This is a genomic window from Ruminococcus sp. AM42-11 (assembly GCF_003480145.1).
In the GTDB taxonomy this organism is placed as follows: Bacteria; Bacillota; Clostridia; order Lachnospirales; family Lachnospiraceae; genus Blautia_A; species Blautia_A faecis.
This window is the reverse complement of sequence record NZ_QUIO01000025.1, coordinates 1-18,940: the sequence shown is the minus strand read 5'-3', so window position 1 is coordinate 18,940 and position 18,940 is coordinate 1. Positions and strand designations below refer to the sequence as shown.

General features: G+C 46.0%; 13 protein-coding genes. 8 read left to right on the top strand and 5 right to left on the bottom strand.

What is annotated here, in order from left to right:
• Nucleotides 1–49: 49 nt before the first annotated feature.
• The 6 genes from DW904_RS14615 (at nucleotide 50) to DW904_RS25740 (ending at nucleotide 8,836) form a co-directional block, all read left to right on the top strand.
• The gene (locus tag DW904_RS14615; protein ID WP_118582054.1) at nucleotides 50–1,858 is read left to right on the top strand and encodes an amylosucrase; all 1,809 of its coding nucleotides are present in this window, start codon (nucleotides 50–52) and stop codon (nucleotides 1,856–1,858) included.
• Between the two features lie 297 nt (nucleotides 1,859–2,155).
• A complete protein-coding gene (locus DW904_RS14610; RefSeq protein ID WP_118581944.1) occupies nucleotides 2,156–2,773 on the top strand; it encodes a hypothetical protein in 618 nt (205 codons plus the stop codon).
• Nucleotides 2,770–4,674 (top strand): glycoside hydrolase family 2 protein, encoded by a 1,905-nt coding sequence (locus DW904_RS14605; RefSeq protein WP_202187733.1) that lies wholly within the window; start codon nucleotides 2,770–2,772, stop codon nucleotides 4,672–4,674. Before DW904_RS14610 ends, DW904_RS14605 begins: the two co-directional genes overlap by 4 nt.
• A gap of 275 nt (nucleotides 4,675–4,949) precedes the next feature.
• Entirely contained in the window at nucleotides 4,950–6,314 is a 1,365-nt protein-coding gene (locus tag DW904_RS14600; RefSeq protein WP_118581938.1) for a GH1 family beta-glucosidase, read from the top strand.
• A 132-nt stretch (nucleotides 6,315–6,446) separates the two neighbouring features.
• Entirely contained in the window at nucleotides 6,447–7,364 is a 918-nt protein-coding gene (locus tag DW904_RS25745) for a TIM-barrel domain-containing protein (RefSeq protein ID WP_347562161.1), read from the top strand.
• A complete protein-coding gene (locus tag DW904_RS25740; protein WP_347562160.1) occupies nucleotides 7,340–8,836 on the top strand; it encodes a TIM-barrel domain-containing protein in 1,497 nt (498 codons plus the stop codon). Before DW904_RS25745 ends, DW904_RS25740 begins: the two co-directional genes overlap by 25 nt.
• A 135-nt stretch (nucleotides 8,837–8,971) precedes the next feature.
• Here DW904_RS25740 and DW904_RS14590 read toward each other — a convergent pair whose 3' ends face one another.
• Nucleotides 8,972–9,607 carry a GNAT family N-acetyltransferase gene (locus DW904_RS14590; protein WP_118581935.1) on the bottom strand — a complete coding sequence of 212 codons (636 nt, stop codon included), beginning with the start codon at nucleotides 9,605–9,607 and terminating at the stop codon, nucleotides 8,972–8,974.
• Between the two features lie 43 nt (nucleotides 9,608–9,650).
• Nucleotides 9,651–10,817, bottom strand: coding sequence for a flagellin lysine-N-methylase (fliB, locus tag DW904_RS14585; protein WP_118581932.1), 1,167 nt, complete (start codon nucleotides 10,815–10,817; stop codon nucleotides 9,651–9,653).
• 404 nt (nucleotides 10,818–11,221) lie between these two features.
• On the opposite strand from fliB, the gene DW904_RS14580 reads away from it, so the two are divergent.
• Nucleotides 11,222–13,648: a diguanylate cyclase gene (locus DW904_RS14580; RefSeq protein WP_118581930.1), complete on the top strand. Its 2,427-nt coding sequence runs from the start codon at nucleotides 11,222–11,224 to the stop codon at nucleotides 13,646–13,648.
• Between the two features lie 88 nt (nucleotides 13,649–13,736).
• Here the strand turns inward: DW904_RS14580 and glgD are convergent, their stop codons facing one another.
• The 3 genes from glgD to DW904_RS14565 form a co-directional block, all read right to left on the bottom strand.
• Nucleotides 13,737–14,852, bottom strand: a complete 1,116-nt coding sequence (gene glgD / locus DW904_RS14575) for a glucose-1-phosphate adenylyltransferase subunit GlgD (RefSeq protein ID WP_118581927.1) — start codon at nucleotides 14,850–14,852, stop codon at nucleotides 13,737–13,739.
• Nucleotide 14,853: 1 nt separating this feature from the next.
• Nucleotides 14,854–15,996 (bottom strand): glucose-1-phosphate adenylyltransferase, encoded by a 1,143-nt coding sequence (locus DW904_RS14570; protein WP_118581924.1) that lies wholly within the window; start codon nucleotides 15,994–15,996, stop codon nucleotides 14,854–14,856.
• Nucleotides 15,997–16,151: 155 nt separating this feature from the next.
• On the bottom strand, nucleotides 16,152–16,382 hold the full coding sequence (locus DW904_RS14565) for a hypothetical protein (RefSeq protein ID WP_179988292.1): 231 nt from the start codon (nucleotides 16,380–16,382) through the stop codon (nucleotides 16,152–16,154).
• A gap of 340 nt (nucleotides 16,383–16,722) precedes the next feature.
• Between DW904_RS14565 and DW904_RS14560 the strand changes: the two genes are divergently transcribed.
• Complete coding sequence (locus tag DW904_RS14560; RefSeq protein ID WP_118581921.1) at nucleotides 16,723–18,753, top strand: GGDEF domain-containing protein; 2,031 nt, start codon at nucleotides 16,723–16,725, stop codon at nucleotides 18,751–18,753.
• Nucleotides 18,754–18,940 lie beyond the last annotated feature (187 nt).

Below are 18,940 nucleotides of genomic sequence, written 5' to 3'. Positions count from 1 at the left end.
ATATAAAGTGAAGCAAAGAGAGAAAACAGATAAGATCTTTCAGGATCGTATGGCAAAGAAAACAGATGAATTACGCTGGCTGTACATGGAGCTTTATGGAAATGATTCCATGTTTTTCGAGTTATGCGATCAGCTGCACCGCTTCTATGAAGAACGAAGCAGCACATTGAAGGCACTGGATCAAAAGCGTGAAGCAGATCCGGGCTGGTATAAGAAAAATGACATGCTTGGCATGATGTTTTACATAGACAATTTTGCAGGAAACATGAAAGGTGTGGAAAGCAAGCTTGACTATCTGGAAAAAAACAATGTAAATTACATTCATCTGATGCCGTTTCTGGATACACCGAAAGGCCGTTCTGATGGCGGTTATGCAGTGGCTGATTTCCGTAAAGTACAGGAAAATCTGGGGACGATGGATGATCTGGAGGCACTTGCCGGTGCCTGCCACAAAAAAGGCATCAGCCTGTGTATGGACTTTGTTATGAACCACACTTCGGAAGACCATGAATGGGCAAAAAAAGCCCGCCAGGGCGACGGGGAATATATGAGCCGTTACTTCTTCTACGACAATCCGTATATTCCGTCCCTCTATGAGAAAACAGTGCCTCAGGTATTTCCGACCACAGCTCCGGGCAACTTTACCTGGCTGCCGGAAATCGGGCATTATGTAATGACCACCTTTTACCCATATCAGTGGGACCTGAACTATGGAAATCCGCGGGTTTTCAATGAAATGATGTATAATTTCCTTTTCCTTGCAAACAAGGGAATTGATGTAATCCGAATTGATGCAGTTCCCTATATCTGGAAAGAACTGAACACACCATGCCGGAATCTTCCGCAGGTACACACCATTGTGCGTATGATGCGCCTGATCAGCGAGATTGTATGCCCGGGAGTGATCCTTCTTGGAGAAGTAGTTATGGAGCCTGAAAAGGTTGTGCCATACTTTGGAACTGTAGAAAAACCGGAATGCCATATGCTTTACAATGTAACTACAATGGCAACTACATGGCATACCGTTGCCACCAGGGACGTGCGTCTTCTGAAAAAACAGCTTGATATTGTAAATGGTCTGCCGAAGGATTACGTATTCCTGAATTATCTGCGCTGCCACGATGATATTGGCTGGGGACTGGACTATGCCACACTTCAGCAGGAAGGCATTGAAGAACGTTCTCATAAGAAATATCTCAATGACTATTTCCAGGGCTTTGCAGGGGAGAGCAACAGCCGCGGAGTGCTTTACAATGAGGATCCGGTAACTGGAGATGCAAGATTCTGCGGAACCACCGCTTCCATGTGCGGTATTGAGAAGGCGGGATTTGAGAAAAACAAAGCGGCGATGGAAAAAGCAATCCAGCTGGATGTTATGCTTCATGCCTATATGTTTATGCAGTCCGGAATTCCCGTAATCTATAGCGGAGACGAAATCGGACAGGTAAATGATTATTCATACAAAAATGATCCGGACAAAGCACCGGATTCCCGATACATTCACAGAGGGGCTATGAATTGGGATCGCGCAGCCATGAGCGGCAACGCCAGAACTGTGGAGGGTAAATTGAACAAACGTCTGCTCCAGCTGGAAAAAATCCGCAAAACAGAGAAGGCATTTATGACAAATGCGGATACCTGGACTGTGGATACATGGGATAACAGTATTCTCTGCATTGGCCGTTATTATGAAGGGGAGAAAATTTACGGCCTGTTTAACTTCAGTGAATATGATAAGACAGCATGGATTAATGAACGTGATGGAATTTACAAGGATCTGATCACCGGACAGGAGATGGAGGCTGCAGGTGTAAATGTGCCTGCATATGGCTTCTTCTGGCTGAAAAAAATTAACTGATGAAGAAACACCCGGGAACAGAGGATTGTCTCTGTACTCCCGGGTGTTTTTTGTGAACAAAGTTCACAGAAAACCTGAGAATTAAGTTTGCGCAGCAAATGCTACTTCTTGTGCTTGTCACAAGAAGGTTTGTCTTTCTGTGCATCGCGAAGCGTGTTACTGGTCGGCGTGAACAGCAACTCATAAACAGTAACAATCTCCACTGGTATATGGTTGACATTGCCTCATAGGACTGTTAAATTATATTTACATATCTTAATACTTTTGAAAGGCTTGCTGACAAGAAAGGATAACCATATGATAAAGCGAGACTTAAAAGACAATTTTCAGATATCCATCAGCGGCCAGAATACCTGGTATGACATGAGTGTGCCCGGCTCCGCCATGGATACTTTTTGCAAAGAAGGAATTCTTCCGGATCCATATTATGGAATGAATGAGTACAAATGGACAGAATTCTGGAAAAATGATTTTGACATCAGAAGCACTTTTTCTGTAAGCGCAGAAGAGATTGCCAGTGAGGAGATTCTTCTTACCTTCTACGGAATTGATACTGTGGCAGATGTCTTTTTAAATGGAAAGAAGCTTGGACATACTGAGAACATGCACCGCATCTGGGTCTACCAGGTGAAAGAGCTGGTAAAAGAAGGCGAGAACCTTCTGGAACTTCATATCGCCTCCCCGGTAAAATTCATTGAGACTTACAAGCCGGAGAAAGGAAGAGAGATTCATTTTACCAACACCGGAACTACCTCTGGAAGCCAGTACATTCGTAAAGCACACTCCATGTTCGGCTGGGACTGGGGCCCAAAGCTTCCGGATGCGGGACTTTTCCGCGGTGTGGAGCTTTGCTGCTTTGATACTGCAAGACTGGGCGAATCCTTGATCCGCCAGGAGCATGTGGATGGAGCGTGACACTTCATATTGGAAGTGAAATTGAGAAAGCAGATGGACAGGTTGTAAAAGCTGGAAATACTGCTATGCAGTCAAATGGAAATTCTGCAGCACAGCCAGAATCTGGCGGCAGCGCACAGCCTGGAGTCAGCGGCTTACAGCTTTTCTACGAACTCCGTGACCCATCCGGTGCTCTCATCTACACTGGCACCGACTCTGATATAAACGTAACAAACCCTGCTTTGTGGTGGCCAAACGGCTACGGCAAACAGCCTTTATACACCCTGACGATCCAGCTGAAAGCCGGCGAGACCGTTCTTGATACCAGGGAATACCCCATCGGTCTCCGCACTGTCACGGTATCCCGTGAGGATGACCAGTGGGGCCAGGAATTTGCCATTATGGTAAATGGCGTAAAGATTTTTGCCCGAGGTGCAGATTATATTCCGGATGACTGCTTCTACCCAAGAATTACTAGGGAAATCCTGGAGCGCGATGTAAATGCCTGCGTATTTGCAAACTTTAACTGTCTTCGCGTATGGGGCGGCGGATATTATCCATCCGACGAATTCTACGCTCTCTGCGATGAATACGGAATTCTCCTTTGGGAAGATCTGATGTACGCCTGCAACATTTACGACGTAACACCGGAGTTTGCAGAGAATATTGCAATTGAAGCAAAAGACAATATCCTCCGTTTCCGCAATCATGCCTGCCTTGGCCTGATCTGTGGAAACAATGAGCTGGAATGCGCATGGACAGACTGGAAGGATGTCCAGGGACATGCACCGTCTCTTAAGAGAGACTACCTGTATCAGTTCGAATTCCTCCTTGCAGATGTGGTAAAAGAAAACGCACCAGATGCATTCTACTGGCCGTCTTCCCCGTCATCAGGAGGAAGCTTTGATAATCCATGTGATGAGAACCGCGGCGATTGCCATTACTGGGATGTATGGCATGGTCAGAAACCATTCAGTGAGTACATGAAACACTATTTCCGTTTCTGCTCCGAGTTCGGCTTCCAGTCTCTTCCATCTATCAAGACAGTAGAGACCTTTACCGGGGAGAAAGACCGCAACCTTTTCTCCAGAATTATGGAGAGCCATCAGAAAAACCCGGCAGCAAACGGCAAGATCCTGTATTATTTATCCGAGACCTTCCGTTACCCGAAAGACCTGGAAAGCCTGATCTTCCTAAGCCAGATCCTTCAGGGATACGCCATGAAGGAAGCGACTGAGCATTGGAGAAGAAACCGCGGCAGATGTATGGGAAGTATTTACTGGCAGTTCAATGACAACTGGCCGGTTGCGTCCTGGTCCAGTATGGACTATTACGGAAGATACAAGGCCCTCCATTATATGGCAAAAGGCTTCTGCGACAATGTGGCAGGAAGCATTGAGAAAAAAGAGACGCACATGGGCTTCTGGATTTCAAACGAGACACTTGACCTGGTAACGGTAAAAGCGAAAATCGCGGTGAAAACACTGGACTTCCAGGTGATCGAGGAGCAGGAAGCATTTAAAGAAGTACCTGCACTCAGTGCAGAATGCCTGTTTGAGAAAGAATACAAGGAATTGATCGCAGGTCGTGATGACAGCGTATTCTTTGTTGCCGAATATGAGTATGAACAAAACGGACAGAAGGTTTCCAAGAAAGAATTCGAGACATTTGTCCCAGTCAAATATTTGGAACTGAAAGATCCTGCGTTTAAGGTAACTGAGAATGCAGACGGAAGCGTTTCCATTCAGACAGATACTTTTGTTCCATATTGCATGCTGGAGGGAATCAGCGCGGATACCATCTGGAACGAGAATGTGGTTGCATTTACAGACAAGGAAGCAGTCACACTTGTGCCGGTAGAAAACCAGAAGATTTCCAGAGACGGCGTCCGGATTTACGATATTTATCATACATATCATTAATAAAATGATATGAGTGTCAAACGGTCTTTTGCCACTCATTTGATACCCGGATTGCTACGCAGCTACGCTGCTCCCGCAATCCTCCAAATATTCGAAATCCGCAACAAAACGTCAGATACGTAATTTTTGCTGGTAGACAGAGGTTTGTAGAATTAAGCAAAAGTAAAAATAGAGCGATCACATAAAATGTTACGAGACATAGATCAATCAATCAGGAGAATCGAAACACGCATTTGAAAAATTCTCCCCTACATAATAGAGAAAGGAATTACACCATGGGATTTAATAAAGATTTTATCTGGGGCGGTGCAACCGCTTCCTATCAGGTAGAAGGCGCAGCTTATGAAGACGGAAAAGGCCTGAATATCTGGGATATTTTCTGCAAAGACGGCGGACACATTTATGAGAACCAGACAGGTGATGCAGCCTGCGACCAGTATCACCGCTACAAAGAAGACGTTCAGATCATGAAAGAAATGGGCATGAAAGCATACCGCTTTTCTCTTTCCTGGGCGCGCATCATGCCGGAAGGCACAGGCACAGTCAATGAAAAAGGTCTGAAATACTACGACAACCTGATCAATGAACTTCTGGACAACGGAATTGAGCCATTTGTTACCTTATATCACTGGGATCTTCCATACGCACTTCATTTACAGGGCGGCTGGATGAATCCAAATTCTCCATCCTGGTTTTACGAGTATGCAAAAGTAGTGGCAGAGCATTTCTCAGACAGAGTAAAGAATTTCTTCACCATCAATGAGCCGCAGTGCATAGTTGGCCTTGGATATCAGACCGGTGAGCATGCACCAGGCCTGAAGGTTGGCCCATCCGATTATTTCCGTATCTGGCACAACGTACTGAAAGCCCATGGACGTGCAGTAGAAGCGCTTCGTGAGTTCAGCAAACAGCCTGTAAAGATCAGTATGGCACCATGTGGAGCCCTTTATGTTCCGGAAACAAACAAGCCGGAAGATATTGAAGCCGCAAGAAAAGCAAACTTCAGTCTCCCGGAGAACTCCATCGGAGCCTGCAGCTGGGACGTTGCTCTTTGCTGTGATCCGGTTTATCTGGGACAGTATCCAGAGGATATTCTGAAAGAATTTGGACAGTTTTTCCCGAAAGTAACAGATGCCGATATGAAGCTGATTTCACAGCCACTTGATTTTTTTGGACAGAACATTTACAATGCCGTAACTGTTCGTGCCGGTGAGGATGGAAAAGCAGTCCGCGCAGCACGTTACGATGGTTTCCCACAGACTGCAATTGGCTGGCCGGTAACTCCGGAGGTTCTGTACTGGGCGCCAAAATTTATGCAGGAGCGTTATAAGAAGCCGTTTATGATCACAGAGAATGGCATGGCTTCCCATGACTGGGTAGGTGTGGACGGAAAGGTTCACGACCAGGCCCGCGTAGATTTTATGGCTCGTTATCTTGGCGCTTACAAGCGTGCAGCTGAGGACGGTGTGGATCTGGCAGGATATTTCGCATGGTCCGTAATGGACAATTTCGAGTGGGCATACGGATATTCCCAGAGATTCGGACTTGTTTATACAGACTACAATACACAGAAGCGGATCTGGAAGGATTCCGCATATTTCTACAAGAATATTATCGAAACAAACGGAGAGAATCTGTAATTCAGGAGGTTGCCCATGACAAATCAGAGGGGCAGAAAGAAAAGTGTAGCAGCAGTTTTTACTGGTTGAAAAAGCAGTAGAAAACGTATATAGAAACAACTAAAAACCTTAAGAGTTTGAGAGGATACATATATGTTTGAGAATAATCTGTGGACGATGGAACCAGTTGGCAGACCAGAGAACACCATCCAGGGTGATAAATACCGCTTCACCCTGCTGACTCCCTGCCTGATCCGAATGGAATACAGGGAAGACGGCAAATTCGAAGACCGTCCTACCCAGGTCGTATGGAACCGTAAATTTGATCCGGTAGACTTCCGTGTGGAAAAGAAGGGCGAGGGCTTCGAGCTTTTCACCGACAGAATGCACGTCACCTACGCTGGCGGACCTTTTACCAAAAACAGTCTGAACTTAAACGCAGTAGGCGGTCAGAACGCCTATGGTGCAGTATGGTATTATGGGGAAAAAGGTGACAATCTTGGCGGAACTGCAAGAACTTTGGATGAGGTAGATGGGGAATGCCCACTCCAGGAGGGAATTATGTCCAGAAGCGGCTGCTCTCAGATTGATGACAGCCATTCTCTGGTGCTGGATGAAAACGGCTGGACTCAGGTGCGCACAGGAGATGGGGTGGACATTTATGTTTTCGCTTATGGAAATGATTACAAAGAAGCTTTGAATGATTTTTACCGTCTCACCGGAAAAACGCCTATGCTCCCAAGATATGCCCTTGGAAACTGGTGGAGCCGTTATTACGCTTACACAGAAGACAGCTACAAGGCGCTTGTAACCCGCTTTGAGAAAGAGAAGATCCCATTTTCTGTTGGCGTTCTGGATATGGACTGGCACCTGGTAGAGGAAGTGGACCCAAAATATGGCAGCGGTTGGACCGGATATACCTGGAACAAAAAGTACTATCCGGATCCGGAGCGTTTTATGAACTGGCTTCATGACCATGGAATGAAAATCTCTGTAAACCTTCATCCGGCTGGTGGAATCCGCGCCTCGAGGAAGCATATCCGGCTATGGCGAAGGAACTGGGAGATGTAGATACCGAACACGAAGCTCCCATCGATTTTGACATCACAAGCCGCAAATTCCTGGAAGCATATTTCAAATGTGTGCTTCATCCAGAGGAAAATAAAGGCGTTGATTTCTGGTGGATCGACTGGCAGCAGGGCAATATCACGAAGGTCCCTGGTCTGGATCCTCTGTGGATGCTGAACCACTATCACTACCTGGACAATGCCCGCGGTGGAAAACGTCCTCTTACTTTTTCCAGATATGCAGGACCTGGTTCACACAGATATCCGGTAGGATTTTCCGGCGACAGTATCGTAACCTGGGAGTCCCTGAATTTCCAGCCTTATTTTACCAGCACAGCTTCTAACATTGGATATGGCTGGTGGAGCCACGATATCGGCGGGCATATGCTTGGCTATCGTGATAATGAGCTGGCACTTCGCTGGGTACAGCTTGGCGTATTTTCTCCAATTAACCGTCTGCACAGCAGCAAAAATGAGTTTATGGGAAAAGAACCGTGGCAGTTCCCTATGGAGATCGGTGAGGTTATGAAGGAGTTTTTAAGACTCCGTCACCAGATGCTTCCGTATCTGTATACCATGAACTACAGAGCATATAAAGAGAACACGCCTTTGATCCTGCCAATGTACTACACATATCCGGCAGAGCAGGTGGCTTACACAGTGAAGAATGAATATGAGTATGGAACCGCATTTATTGTAGCGCCTGTTACGGAGAAATCTGTCCAGGGCGTTGGAAGAGCCAGGACTCATGTATGGCTGCCAGAGGGTACTTACATTGATTTCTTCACAGGTCTGGTATACTCCGGCGACAGAGAGATGGATATGTATCGTGACCTTCATTCCATACCGGTTCTGGCGAAAGCAGGTGCCATTGTGCCGATGACTGAGGAAATCTTTGGACAGGAAGCGGCCAGAAATCCGGAAACTATGACCATCCGTGTATACGGCGGTGCAGACGGCAGCTTCCAGCTTTACGAAGACGACAACGAGTCCAACGCTTACCTGAAAGACGAGTGCGTTCTCACAGACATGGATCTGAAGTGGAGCATTGGCCGCTTCGTCATCCACAAGGCAGCGGGCAGGCTGGAACTGATCCCGCAGAAGAGAACCTGGACTGTAGAGTTCTGGGGTGTGAAGGACACCGAGGTTACCGTAGAAGTGGAAGGTACAGGGGTAGAAGCTTCTAAAAAGTACGATGAAGCACTTGGCTGCCTGGCGGTAAGTGTTCCGGAAACCGCTGCAACCTCTGAAATCATCATTACTCTGGGAACTCCGGAGCTTCGTGAGAATGATGTGAAAACCCAGGTATTCAACCTTCTCAACCAGGCTGAAATCCCATACATGGAGAAAGTAGCCATTATGGAAATTCTGGACAAGAAGATTTCCAACGCCGCCAAACTCACCCAGCTTACCGCAATGCATCCGGAAGAAGGAATTGTGGGAGCAGTGGGAGAGATTTTGACTGCGATAGAGTAAGATATAAACCGAATATGAAAGACAGTAAAAAGCCCGGGAGTATTTGCTCCCGGGTGTTTTAATAAGCTGTTATTTAAGGGGGGAACAGTCCGCATACAGCATTGAAGTATTTTTCAATCTGTTAAGCATTTAAAATCAGCAGTAAATCTCTGGAGGAATCTGTGCAAAGGGAATCACATCGGGCTGTCTGTCAGGGTGATCGGCGATGATCTTCTCCATCCAGACCATATTGTACCAACGCCCGAACTTGTAAGCGCATTTGTGAAATTCTCCTACCATGGAATACCCCAGATGCTGATGAAACTGAATGCTGTTATGGTTTAGATATTCGTCATCCACTACAGGACTGGCGATGCAGGCATTCAGGTTGGTCATATTCTGGGCGGCAAGCGCTTTTTCCAGAGAAGCGTAAAGCGCCTTGCCGATTCCGGATTTTCTTTCGGATTCTCTTACATAGATGGAAGTTTCCACAGACCAGGCATAGGCTGCCCGGGCGTGGAGCGGTCCTGCGTAGGCGTAGCCTGCAATTTCAGTACATGCACTGCAGTTCCCTTCATCCTTGATGCCTGGTGCGGAGCTGTTTATTTCCCGTTCGGCTACAAGATAAGGATAATGCTGTAGTGTGTGTGCAATCCGCTTCCGGAATTCTTCTGCAGAGGGAACTTCATATTCGAAGGTAATTGCAGTGTGCTTTACATAAGGTGCATAAATGGAAAGAAGCGCCTCTGCATCCTCTGGGGATGCCGGGCGGATGATAACTGGTAATGACATGGCAAGATTCCTCCTTTGTAGTTGCAAACGAAAATTTTAGCTGCTAACAGATTTTCAGCATGTTTTCCAGAGCAAACAGCTTATCAGCAGCAAGTAAATCTTCAAACGCATTCAGGTTCAGATCTGAATGCTCCAGCTCTCTGGAGAAACGGTAACAAATATCTATCTGGTCTTCCAGACAGAACACCCGTCCATTTTTCAGGTAAGCGCCCATATCCAGCTCATGAATCAGCAGGGTACAGACCACAGCCATTTTTACCTTGGCGAAAATTTCGCCGTCGTAAACAGCACCGCAGAAATATGTGTAAATCCAATACACAAGTAGCTGCTCTTCCTGAATATTCCAGTCCGGGTAAGCCTTTTCGAAATCAGCCCGGTTCTGAGAGTAAACAGAAGCGGGGGAGATACCGGAAGACTCTGCACTGCTATAAAGCGCCTGTAAATTTTTCTTCAGAAATTTCTGCCAACCCGGTCTTAGAACCTCCATTCGGGGAACAACCGCCTTCCACATGGTCTTCAGAAGTTCATCTGGCGCAGCCTTTTTATTCATATGCTTCTGCACCCTGGAAGTAAAGGCTTCGCCATATCCGGAGGCTTTATGGCGCTCCCGGATCTCTTCCCATTTGAAAAGCTGGTTCCGGTCTACACAGCGCTGGAAATCACTGGCTGCAGCCAGTATTTTCCACATACGAAGCCGCATGGGAATCTGCCGGTTCTGCAGCACCTCAAGAAAGTATTCCCTGGTATCTTCAAGGGCAGTGAAAAGCATATAGTCAAAATCATCATAAGTTTCTTCCGGGGAGGGAACCTCCGCTGTCTGGAAGGTTACCTTTTCCCTTCTGCCAAGCAGAATCCTGGCTGCCTCCGGACAGGAAAGAGACAGGGAATATTCCCGCAGACCTTCAAATTCTTCAATGTGCCGCGGATATTTCCGACAGGTGTCGCAAAGCATTCGTTTTCCAACCTCGCTGTAGATGTCGCAAAGGCTGTCCTCATTTAAAAATGCACACCGCTTCTCATACTGACGGAAAACCTTCTCCTTCCAGTCAATATCATTATGAAGGCGATTCCGGAAAGTACCCTTCACACGCTTATATTTTTTCAGGCTTTTGTCGTCAATGACGATCTGCCAGCCGGCACAGCAGGTGTCGGGACAGGCACCTGCAATACAGGAAAACTCTTTATAATAATCAGGTCTTGTAATCTCCATAAAAAACCTCCTGGTAACAGTGATCAGTATATTTCAAATACAACTATTGTAACGGTATTTCAAAGCTGTGTAAATCCTCTGGACAAAAAAAGTTATAGATGGTTGACATTCATGCGGCGGACTGTTAAACTCATATAGGTAAAGTTAGGATCGGAAAGAACTTAGGCAGCTATTGACCAGTCCGCGAACGATAGCTTTCTGATACCTGCACTGCGATAATTAAATCTTGACAGTTCTGTTGAAATTTCCAAAACAAATTAAGAATTTCAGACCGAAGAAAAATTCACATGAAACGACAGAAATATCAGGACATGATAGCACCCATATTATAAAAGCTGTCAGCTTAACAGTAAAACGGAAACTGGCGTGGGGGGGGTACCTGCACCAGCGAGGGAAATTATAAAATGAGTGAAGTTATAACTAAACAAAAGATTCTTATAGCGGATGATTCAGAAATGAACCGCGAACTTTTAGCTGCAATTCTGGAAGAGGAATATGATATCATACAGGTGAACGACGGTGTGCAGGCAGTTGACTGCCTTCAGAGGCAGGCCGAGGAGATTTCCCTGCTTCTTCTGGATATTGTTATGCCCCACATGGATGGTTTCGAGGTTCTTTCTTATATGAATAAAGAACACTGGATTGATGCTATTCCGGTTGTGATTATTTCGTCAGAAAATTCACCTATTTACATAAAACGTGGGTATGATCTGGGAGCCACTGATTTTATCGGAAAGCCCTTTGATGCAAATATGGTATTACGCCGTTCGGCCAATGCCATACTTCTTGGAGCCAAGCAGCGCCGAATGACCAGTATTGTTTCCAATCAGATTTACGAGAGAGAAAAAAGCAGCAAGCTAATGATCAATATCCTCTCTCATATAGTGGAGTTCCGCAATGGGGAGAGCGGACTTCATGTGCTGCACATTCAGACAATCACAGAAATGCTCCTTCGCCAGCTGGTTCAGAAGGAAAATAACAGATATGCCCTGAGCAAGGAGCAGATCCGGATGATTACCACAGCCTCTGCGCTCCATGACATTGGCAAGATCAGTATTCCGGATGAAATCCTGAATAAGCCAGGCAGACTTACAGCCGAAGAATTTGCAGTAATAAAGGGACATTCCATGGCAGGAGCCAATATGCTGTCAGAACTGCCGCTTGACCAGAAGGAGGAGCCTCTTGTCAAGACTGCATACGAGATTTGCCGCTGGCATCATGAACGCTACGATGGAGGCGGATATCCGGATGGATTAAAAGGGGAAGAAATCCCTGTTTCAGCACAGGTTGTGGCGTTAGCTGACGTATATGACGCATTGACCAGTGAGAGATGCTATAAAGATGCTTATTCCCATGAGAAGGCCATCGAGATGATACTGGCAGGACAGTGCGGTGCATTTAATCCGTTGATGCTGGAGTGCCTTCTGGATATTTCTTCTTCCCTGAAGAAAAAAATGGGCTATAAATCCAAGGAAAGGTATGAACAGACAGACCTTTCTGATATTGCTAGCAGATTTCACGATTTTGAGATGGATTCCTCAGAGAAAATTGTGCAGCAGCTGGAATTTGAGAGAATGCGCTATAATTTCCTGGCGGAGGGCAGCAGAAATATTATTTTTACTTATACCATTTCACCGCCGCTACTCACCTTTAACCAGGCTGGCTGTAAACGAAGCGGGATTACAGAACCTTCATTTTCTCCATTGCAGAGCGGTGTGCTGAAAGATCTTGTGGAGGAGCAATCCCTGAAACGGCTTATCCGGAAGATTACCCAGGCCACCCGGGAAACGCCGGACGTGGTAAGCAATCTTTTTCTCACAGATGGAAAAAATCCCTGCCACTACCGGTGCAAATGCAGGGTAATCTGGACTGATGGTGCTGAAAAAGGCTATACAGGCATTGTTGGAAAGCTGACAGATATTACGGATGACTATATGGTTATGGAAAACGTCCGGGAGGAAGGTTTGAAAGTCCTGGAAAAAGACCGCAGCGCAGAATTTTCCAGTTTTTATGACCGATTTAAGAAATGCGGCTTCTCCACAGATGGAACGGAAGCGTGGCTTCTGCTTCAGTACCTGCAGATCTCCTATGATCTGGTCCGATATGTAGATCCTATAACGAATAAGGTTATCCATATAGAAAAAGACGGAAAAATGTGGGAGAGTGAAACTGCCTGCTCAGACATATGGAATTGCCTGGAAAAATGCAGCAACTGTATTTCCAGACTCAGCATGCAGACCGGGAAGCGCATGACAAAGCTTGAGATTGCAGGGGAGGATCCGTATCAGGTGGTATCCATGTATGTGGAGATTGACGGGAAGCCTTGCTGTCTGGAGATGGCTTCCAGGATAGATGGTGATTTTATGCCCGATGGGTATTCCAGGGATGAGATCTTGTCATCTGTAAGGATTCATAAGGAAAAGGTTTATATAGACCCGGTAACCGGAGTTTATAATAAACGCTATTATGTGGAGAAGCTGAGCAAAATGGACAATGCAGCAGCTCTTATGTTTGCGGATATTAAGAACTTTAAAAGGATCAATGAGAATTTCGGACATCAGGCTGGAGATGATGTGCTGCGCCAGGTTGCAGGTGTGCTTCGGGATGTTGCGGCTGGTAAAGGCGATGTGCTCAGATATTCCGGCGATGATTTTGTGACAGTATTTTTTAAGGCTACGGAAGAGGAGCTTTCCGAAATCCAGAAGGAAATGTGCAGAAGAGTAGAGGCCCTGAGATTTCCGGAGCTGCCTGGAGTGCAGCTGAAGCTTGTTACTGCCGGTACCAGTATACCAGGCAGGGTAGAGGAAATGCTGGAGCAGGTAAGAATATAAGAAGAAAGTCCCGGCGGGCAAAACCGCTCGGGACTTTTGTTTTTCCTAAGTGTGTTTGATTTTCCAAACAGGTTCTGGAATGCAATATTTACAGAATATCTCTTCTCTTAATGTATCCAGGAAGTGCCGGATCTGAGACAACCTCCTTCACATGAAGGATTTTGACCATCTTGTCTACTACCTGATTCTCTACATGTACGCCCTCACCAATTTCAGCACCGGAAAGAACTACACTGTTTTTGATCACGGCATTCTTGTGAATAATGCAGCCACGGCCGAGAATGGAATTCTCAATGGTTCCCTCCACCTGACAGCCGTTGGAAACGACAGAGTTGCGGATCTGGGCGGTTTCATAATAGTGAGTCGGACAGGAATCATTGGTACGGGTATAAATTGGCCATTCCGGATCGAAAAGTGTCTGTGCAGCCTTGATATCGATCAGATCCATATTGGCGTTGTAATAGCTCTGGAAATCTGTGATGGAAGCGAAGAAGCCGCGGTGGGAAACTCCTCTTACATCCAGCTCATTATGCAGCTCATTGATAATGTCTGCAAGAGTAAAGGCTGAAGAAATTGCCTTTGCCTTGCGGATCAGCTCGATAAACAGATCCTTCTTCATAATGTAAGTGTCCATGAAAATATTGCGGTTCTTGGCATTTCCGTGGTTTGGCTCAATGGAGAGCACACCCTTCTGCTTGTTCAGATTCAGGATATTACAGTTCAGATAAGCATCCTTCGCATTGTCTACTGCGTGATAAAGCAAGGTAATGTCAGCCTCAGACTGGATATGCTGCTCGATCAGCTTGGAAAAATCAGCAGTATAAACCATGTAATCTGGTGTGATTACCACATATGGATGATGCATTTCTTCGATGCATTCCATATTTTCGTAATAGGAAGCAATATCGGTGTTATAGATATTGTTTCTCTGGTCGCTGTCAGTGAAAAGAACCTGCAGCCGTCCGCTCTTTGAGTTAATGTTATAATGACGTCCGGTGCCGATATGAGAAACCAGAGTTCTTGGTTTCTCTTTCACGTAGACCTGAATGCGGTCAATGCCGCTGTTGCTCAGGTTGGAAATCGGGAAGTCGACCATACGGTATCTGCCCAGGAATGAGAAAGCTCCGATTGGACGGTAGTCCTCAAGTCCCTCTACACGGATGTTTCTGGATGATGAGTTTACAATTCCAAATGCTTTATACATATTATTCGGCCCCCTTTACTCGTTTCGCGATCAGCTCGATGTGCTCACTGTCAGCACTTCCTGCAAGAGCACCCTTGCCGATGTTTACGCCATTGGCAACAAGGGCACGTATTACGACAGCACCATCCTCCACAATAGCACCTGGCATAAGTACACTGTCAATTACCTTTGCACCTGGTCTCACCCTGGCTCCGGTAAAGACTACGGAATTGGTAACCTCGCCTTCAATTACACAGCCCTGGGTTATGTAAGCGTTCTGGATCCTGGCCTCTGTGCCAATATACTGCGGAAGTGCGGTTACATCTTCGGTGTAAATTTTCCAGGTAAGGTCGCTTAAATCCAGCTCATTATCCGGGCTGAGAAGATCCATATTTGCTTCCCAGAGAGAATCTATGGTTCCAACATCCTTCCAGTAGCCCTTGAAGCGGTAAGCGAAAAGACGCTTCTCATCGCCAAGAAGAGTAGGGATGATATCCTTTCCAAAGTCATGGTTGGAATCCGGGTTCTTCATATCTGCAAGAAGCAGCTTGCGAAGAAGCTTCCAGTTAAAAATATAGATACCCATAGAGGCAAGATTACTCTCAGGTACCGGAGGCTTTTCAACAAACTCGGTGATACGGTCTGTCTCGCCATCTGTGTTCATAATACCGAAACGGCTGGCTTCCTTAAGAGGAACCTCGATAACGGCGATGGTAGCATCGGCCTGTCTCTCTTTATGGAAGGCAAGCATCTTGTCATAATTCATTTTATAAATGTGGTCACCGGAAAGTACCAGAAGGTATTCCGGATCATACTGATCTATAAAATCAATGTTCTGGGAAATCGCGTCGGCTGTTCCGCGATATACGTCGAGTCCGGTGTCTGCTTTCTCACGAGGCGGAAGTACATATACACCGCTGTCCTTGGAATCCAGTCCCCAACGTCCGCCGGCTGCAACATAACTGTTCAGCTCAACTGACTCATACTGTGTCAGTACGCCTACTACATCGATGCCACTGTTGGCACAGTTACTGAGGGGGAAATCAATGATACGGTATTTACCGCCGTAGGAAACTGCCGGTTTAGCCACTTTGTTGGTAAGATCGTGAAGACGGCTGCCACGACCGCCTGCCAGAATCATTGCTAACATACTGTTCTGTTTCATGGTGAACCCTCACTTTCATTTCTTTAAGGCTGCTGTTCGCGGAAATGTATCTGCAAACAGGAATGCGTTAAGCTATATTATACAATATTTTCGATAAAAATACAATTTTTTTGTGCAAAAATATTGTAAAATCCAGATGAAATTTAGCCAAATATTTACTGGTAATTCTGTAGACTTTTCACAGCTTCGATGTCTTCCTGCTGTACTTTCAGGTTGGAAGTGAAAGTTCTGCCATCTGGTGTGGTGATCTGAACTTCGATCACGGTTCCTTCGGAAATGCCGGCCTGCTGTACGGCGGAAATAAATTGTGGGAATTTCGGGTGACGCCTTGTAAAAGCGTTCCACAGGTTCTTAAGTTCAAGTAATTTCATGGGGTTAATTGCCATTTTTTTATCCTTCCTATCAAGCGCCAGAGTGTGTTTGGAAAATCATTCCTGCAAGCTGCCTCTATAACCGATAAAGTCCAATTCTTTACTGCTTTAATTTACAGATGTGCGCTTGATGTCTAAAGTATACCAGAAAAAAATCTGCACTGCAATGAAGGGCTCAAATATTCACATATTTAGCGAAAGTTCACAAAAGCGACTTTACATGCTATAGGAAACATTGTTATAATAGACGAAAGCCAAAAGCTGATTTTGGATAAAAAAGAACGTGAAAAACAGATGAAGTGCGATATGAAGGAGAAAGAAAAAATATCAAATTTTTGCAGCGAGAGGTGTGAAGATGGAAGAAAAAAAGAGGTATAATCTTGGAATTCTCATCGGAGGAGTGCATACCTATTTTCCAAAAGAGCATATCAAGGGGATTTCTGAGGCGGCGTCAGAGCTGGATGTAAATGTCTGTTTTTTCCTGGGAACCCGGACGAAGGACTTTTTTGAAGATGTCCTGGGCAGCAAACAGAAAAATTCCTATGACTATCAATTTAATACCATACATGACTACAGCCTGATCGGCGGACTGGATGGTCTGATCATTAATTATGGAACACTGGGAATCCAGCTGCGGGAGGTTGATCCCAACGAATTTGCCCGGAAATATAATGGGATCACCACGGTTTTTCTTACAGAAGTCGTGGATGTGCCCAATTGTCACTCCCTGATCTGTGACAACAAAGGTGGTATTGCGATGGTCATTTCTCATCTGGTGGAAGAGCATCATCTGTCCAGAATCCTGTTCGTGGCAGGACCGGAGCATAACACAGATGCCATTGAGCGTAAGGAAGCTTATCTGGAAACCATGAAGAAATATGGGCTTCCTGTAACCCCTGGAATGATTGCCCAGGGGGACTATTCCGAGTTTGTGGACAAACAGGTGGAATACCTTCTGGATAGCAACCCGGATGCCCAAGCCATTGTATTTGCCAATGATGAGATGGCTTTTGCCGGCTATCGTGTCTGCGAGAAGCGTGGGCTTGTGGTTGGCAAGGATATTATGATTACCGGATTTGATGACTGCGAGCGTGCATCCGGGATGGAACCGCCCCTTACTACAATTCAGCAGGACGGAGAGCTTATGGGTAAAATGGCAGTCTACGATCTGGTAAACCGCCTGGATGGAAAAGATCCCGGAAAAGAAGCGGTATCCAGACGCGTGCCGGTTTCTTTTGTAAAAAGAGAGTCCTGCGGCTGTGTGTCAGAGGATGTTTCGAAGAAAGAGACACCCATGGGGCTTGGTGCCCAGGTGCACAGGCTGAATAAGACCATTGCCGGAATGAAGCTGGAGCTGATCAGTTTCCAGAGGAAATCCTGGTTTATTCCGGTTCTTGCCCGGGATTTAAACGACTGCATGGATGACGAGCAGGCTTTTCTGAAGGAAATTATGGAGAAAATGCGGGAGCTTCATACAAGATGTACTCATCTTTTTCTTCTGGATGAACCGATTGTCTACGATGGCAAACGGAAGTGGACCTGCCCTTATAACCTTCATCTTGCTGCCAGCTATGAGAATGGCAAGATCATTACCAAGGCGGCTTATGAAAGACCTCTGGTTATGAAGGAAAACGGAATCTGTGATCTGATGGAGAACGAAGAGCGCCACCAGTTTATGGTCTTTCTTCTTTTTTCCGGGGAGAAGCAGTATGGACTTCTGGCCTGTGACATTGACCAGGAGGATTTCCCGTTCTTCTATGTGATTAGCCTGCAGATTGGTCTGTCCCTGCATTATCTGGAGATAAGCAAGGCAGAGGCGGCCAGACGGCTGGAGATGTCCAGGGATATAGAAGAGATTAAGGAGAAAAACCGCGTTCTTGGTATTATTTCCGAGTATGATGAGCTGACCGGACTTCTGAATCTGCGCGGGTTTATGGAGCACACCAGGCGGGTTTGCCAGGCTGGGAATGGCCAGCGGGCATATATGATCTACGGTGATCTGGATCACTTAAAAGAGATTAACGACACCTGGGGGCATCCGGCAGGGAACTTTGCCCTTAGGAGTGTTGCCGAAATATTAAAGGGATGTCTGCGCAGCAATGATATTCTGGGCCGTGTGGGCGGTGATGAATATATTATCATGCTGGAATGCGAGGAAGCCGACTTCGGGGAGAAGTTCCGGGAGCGTGTGAAGATGGCATGTAAGCTGTTTAATGAAAAATCCGGCAAGCCCTTCCTGGTGGAGATTTCCCTTGGAATTGCCGAGTTCCGCCCAAATATTTCAACAGACATCCAGCAGGTGATTTCCCTTGCAGACCAGCAGCTTTATGAGGCGAAGAAGCATAGGAAGAAGTCGGTGAGCAGGGCGAATAATGAAGGCGCGTGAGAATTGGGAGCTTGTGATGCCACCCTTTAGAGCGGTATCACAAGCCCCTTTGTCAAATCAAAGAGAAACCACCAGCTGAACTCAACATCATAAACTTAAGAAAAAAATGGAAAGGAATCTGTTCGCAGGTTCCTTTCATTGTGTTAAAATATAGGCAGGGGTGTATATGATTAAATCTTATAAAACA

Excerpts from the sequence above, each read along its gene's own strand:
- DW904_RS14615 (WP_118582054.1), top strand. The coding sequence starts at position 50 with ATGGCAAAGAAAACAGATGAATTACGCTGGCTGTACATGGAGCTTTAT.
- DW904_RS14610 (WP_118581944.1), top strand. The coding sequence starts at position 2,156 with ATGATAAAGCGAGACTTAAAAGACAATTTTCAGATATCCATCAGCGGC.
- DW904_RS14600 (WP_118581938.1), top strand. The coding sequence starts at position 4,950 with ATGGGATTTAATAAAGATTTTATCTGGGGCGGTGCAACCGCTTCCTAT.
- DW904_RS25745 (WP_347562161.1), top strand. The coding sequence starts at position 6,447 with ATGTTTGAGAATAATCTGTGGACGATGGAACCAGTTGGCAGACCAGAG.
- DW904_RS25740 (WP_347562160.1), top strand. The coding sequence starts at position 7,340 with ATGGCGAAGGAACTGGGAGATGTAGATACCGAACACGAAGCTCCCATC.
- DW904_RS14590 (WP_118581935.1), bottom strand. The coding sequence starts at position 9,607 with ATGTCATTACCAGTTATCATCCGCCCGGCATCCCCAGAGGATGCAGAG.
- fliB (WP_118581932.1), bottom strand. The coding sequence starts at position 10,817 with ATGGAGATTACAAGACCTGATTATTATAAAGAGTTTTCCTGTATTGCA.
- DW904_RS14580 (WP_118581930.1), top strand. The coding sequence starts at position 11,222 with ATGAGTGAAGTTATAACTAAACAAAAGATTCTTATAGCGGATGATTCA.
- glgD (WP_118581927.1), bottom strand. The coding sequence starts at position 14,852 with ATGTATAAAGCATTTGGAATTGTAAACTCATCATCCAGAAACATCCGT.
- DW904_RS14570 (WP_118581924.1), bottom strand. The coding sequence starts at position 15,996 with ATGAAACAGAACAGTATGTTAGCAATGATTCTGGCAGGCGGTCGTGGC.
- DW904_RS14565 (WP_179988292.1), bottom strand. The coding sequence starts at position 16,382 with ATGGCAATTAACCCCATGAAATTACTTGAACTTAAGAACCTGTGGAAC.
- DW904_RS14560 (WP_118581921.1), top strand. The coding sequence starts at position 16,723 with ATGGAAGAAAAAAAGAGGTATAATCTTGGAATTCTCATCGGAGGAGTG.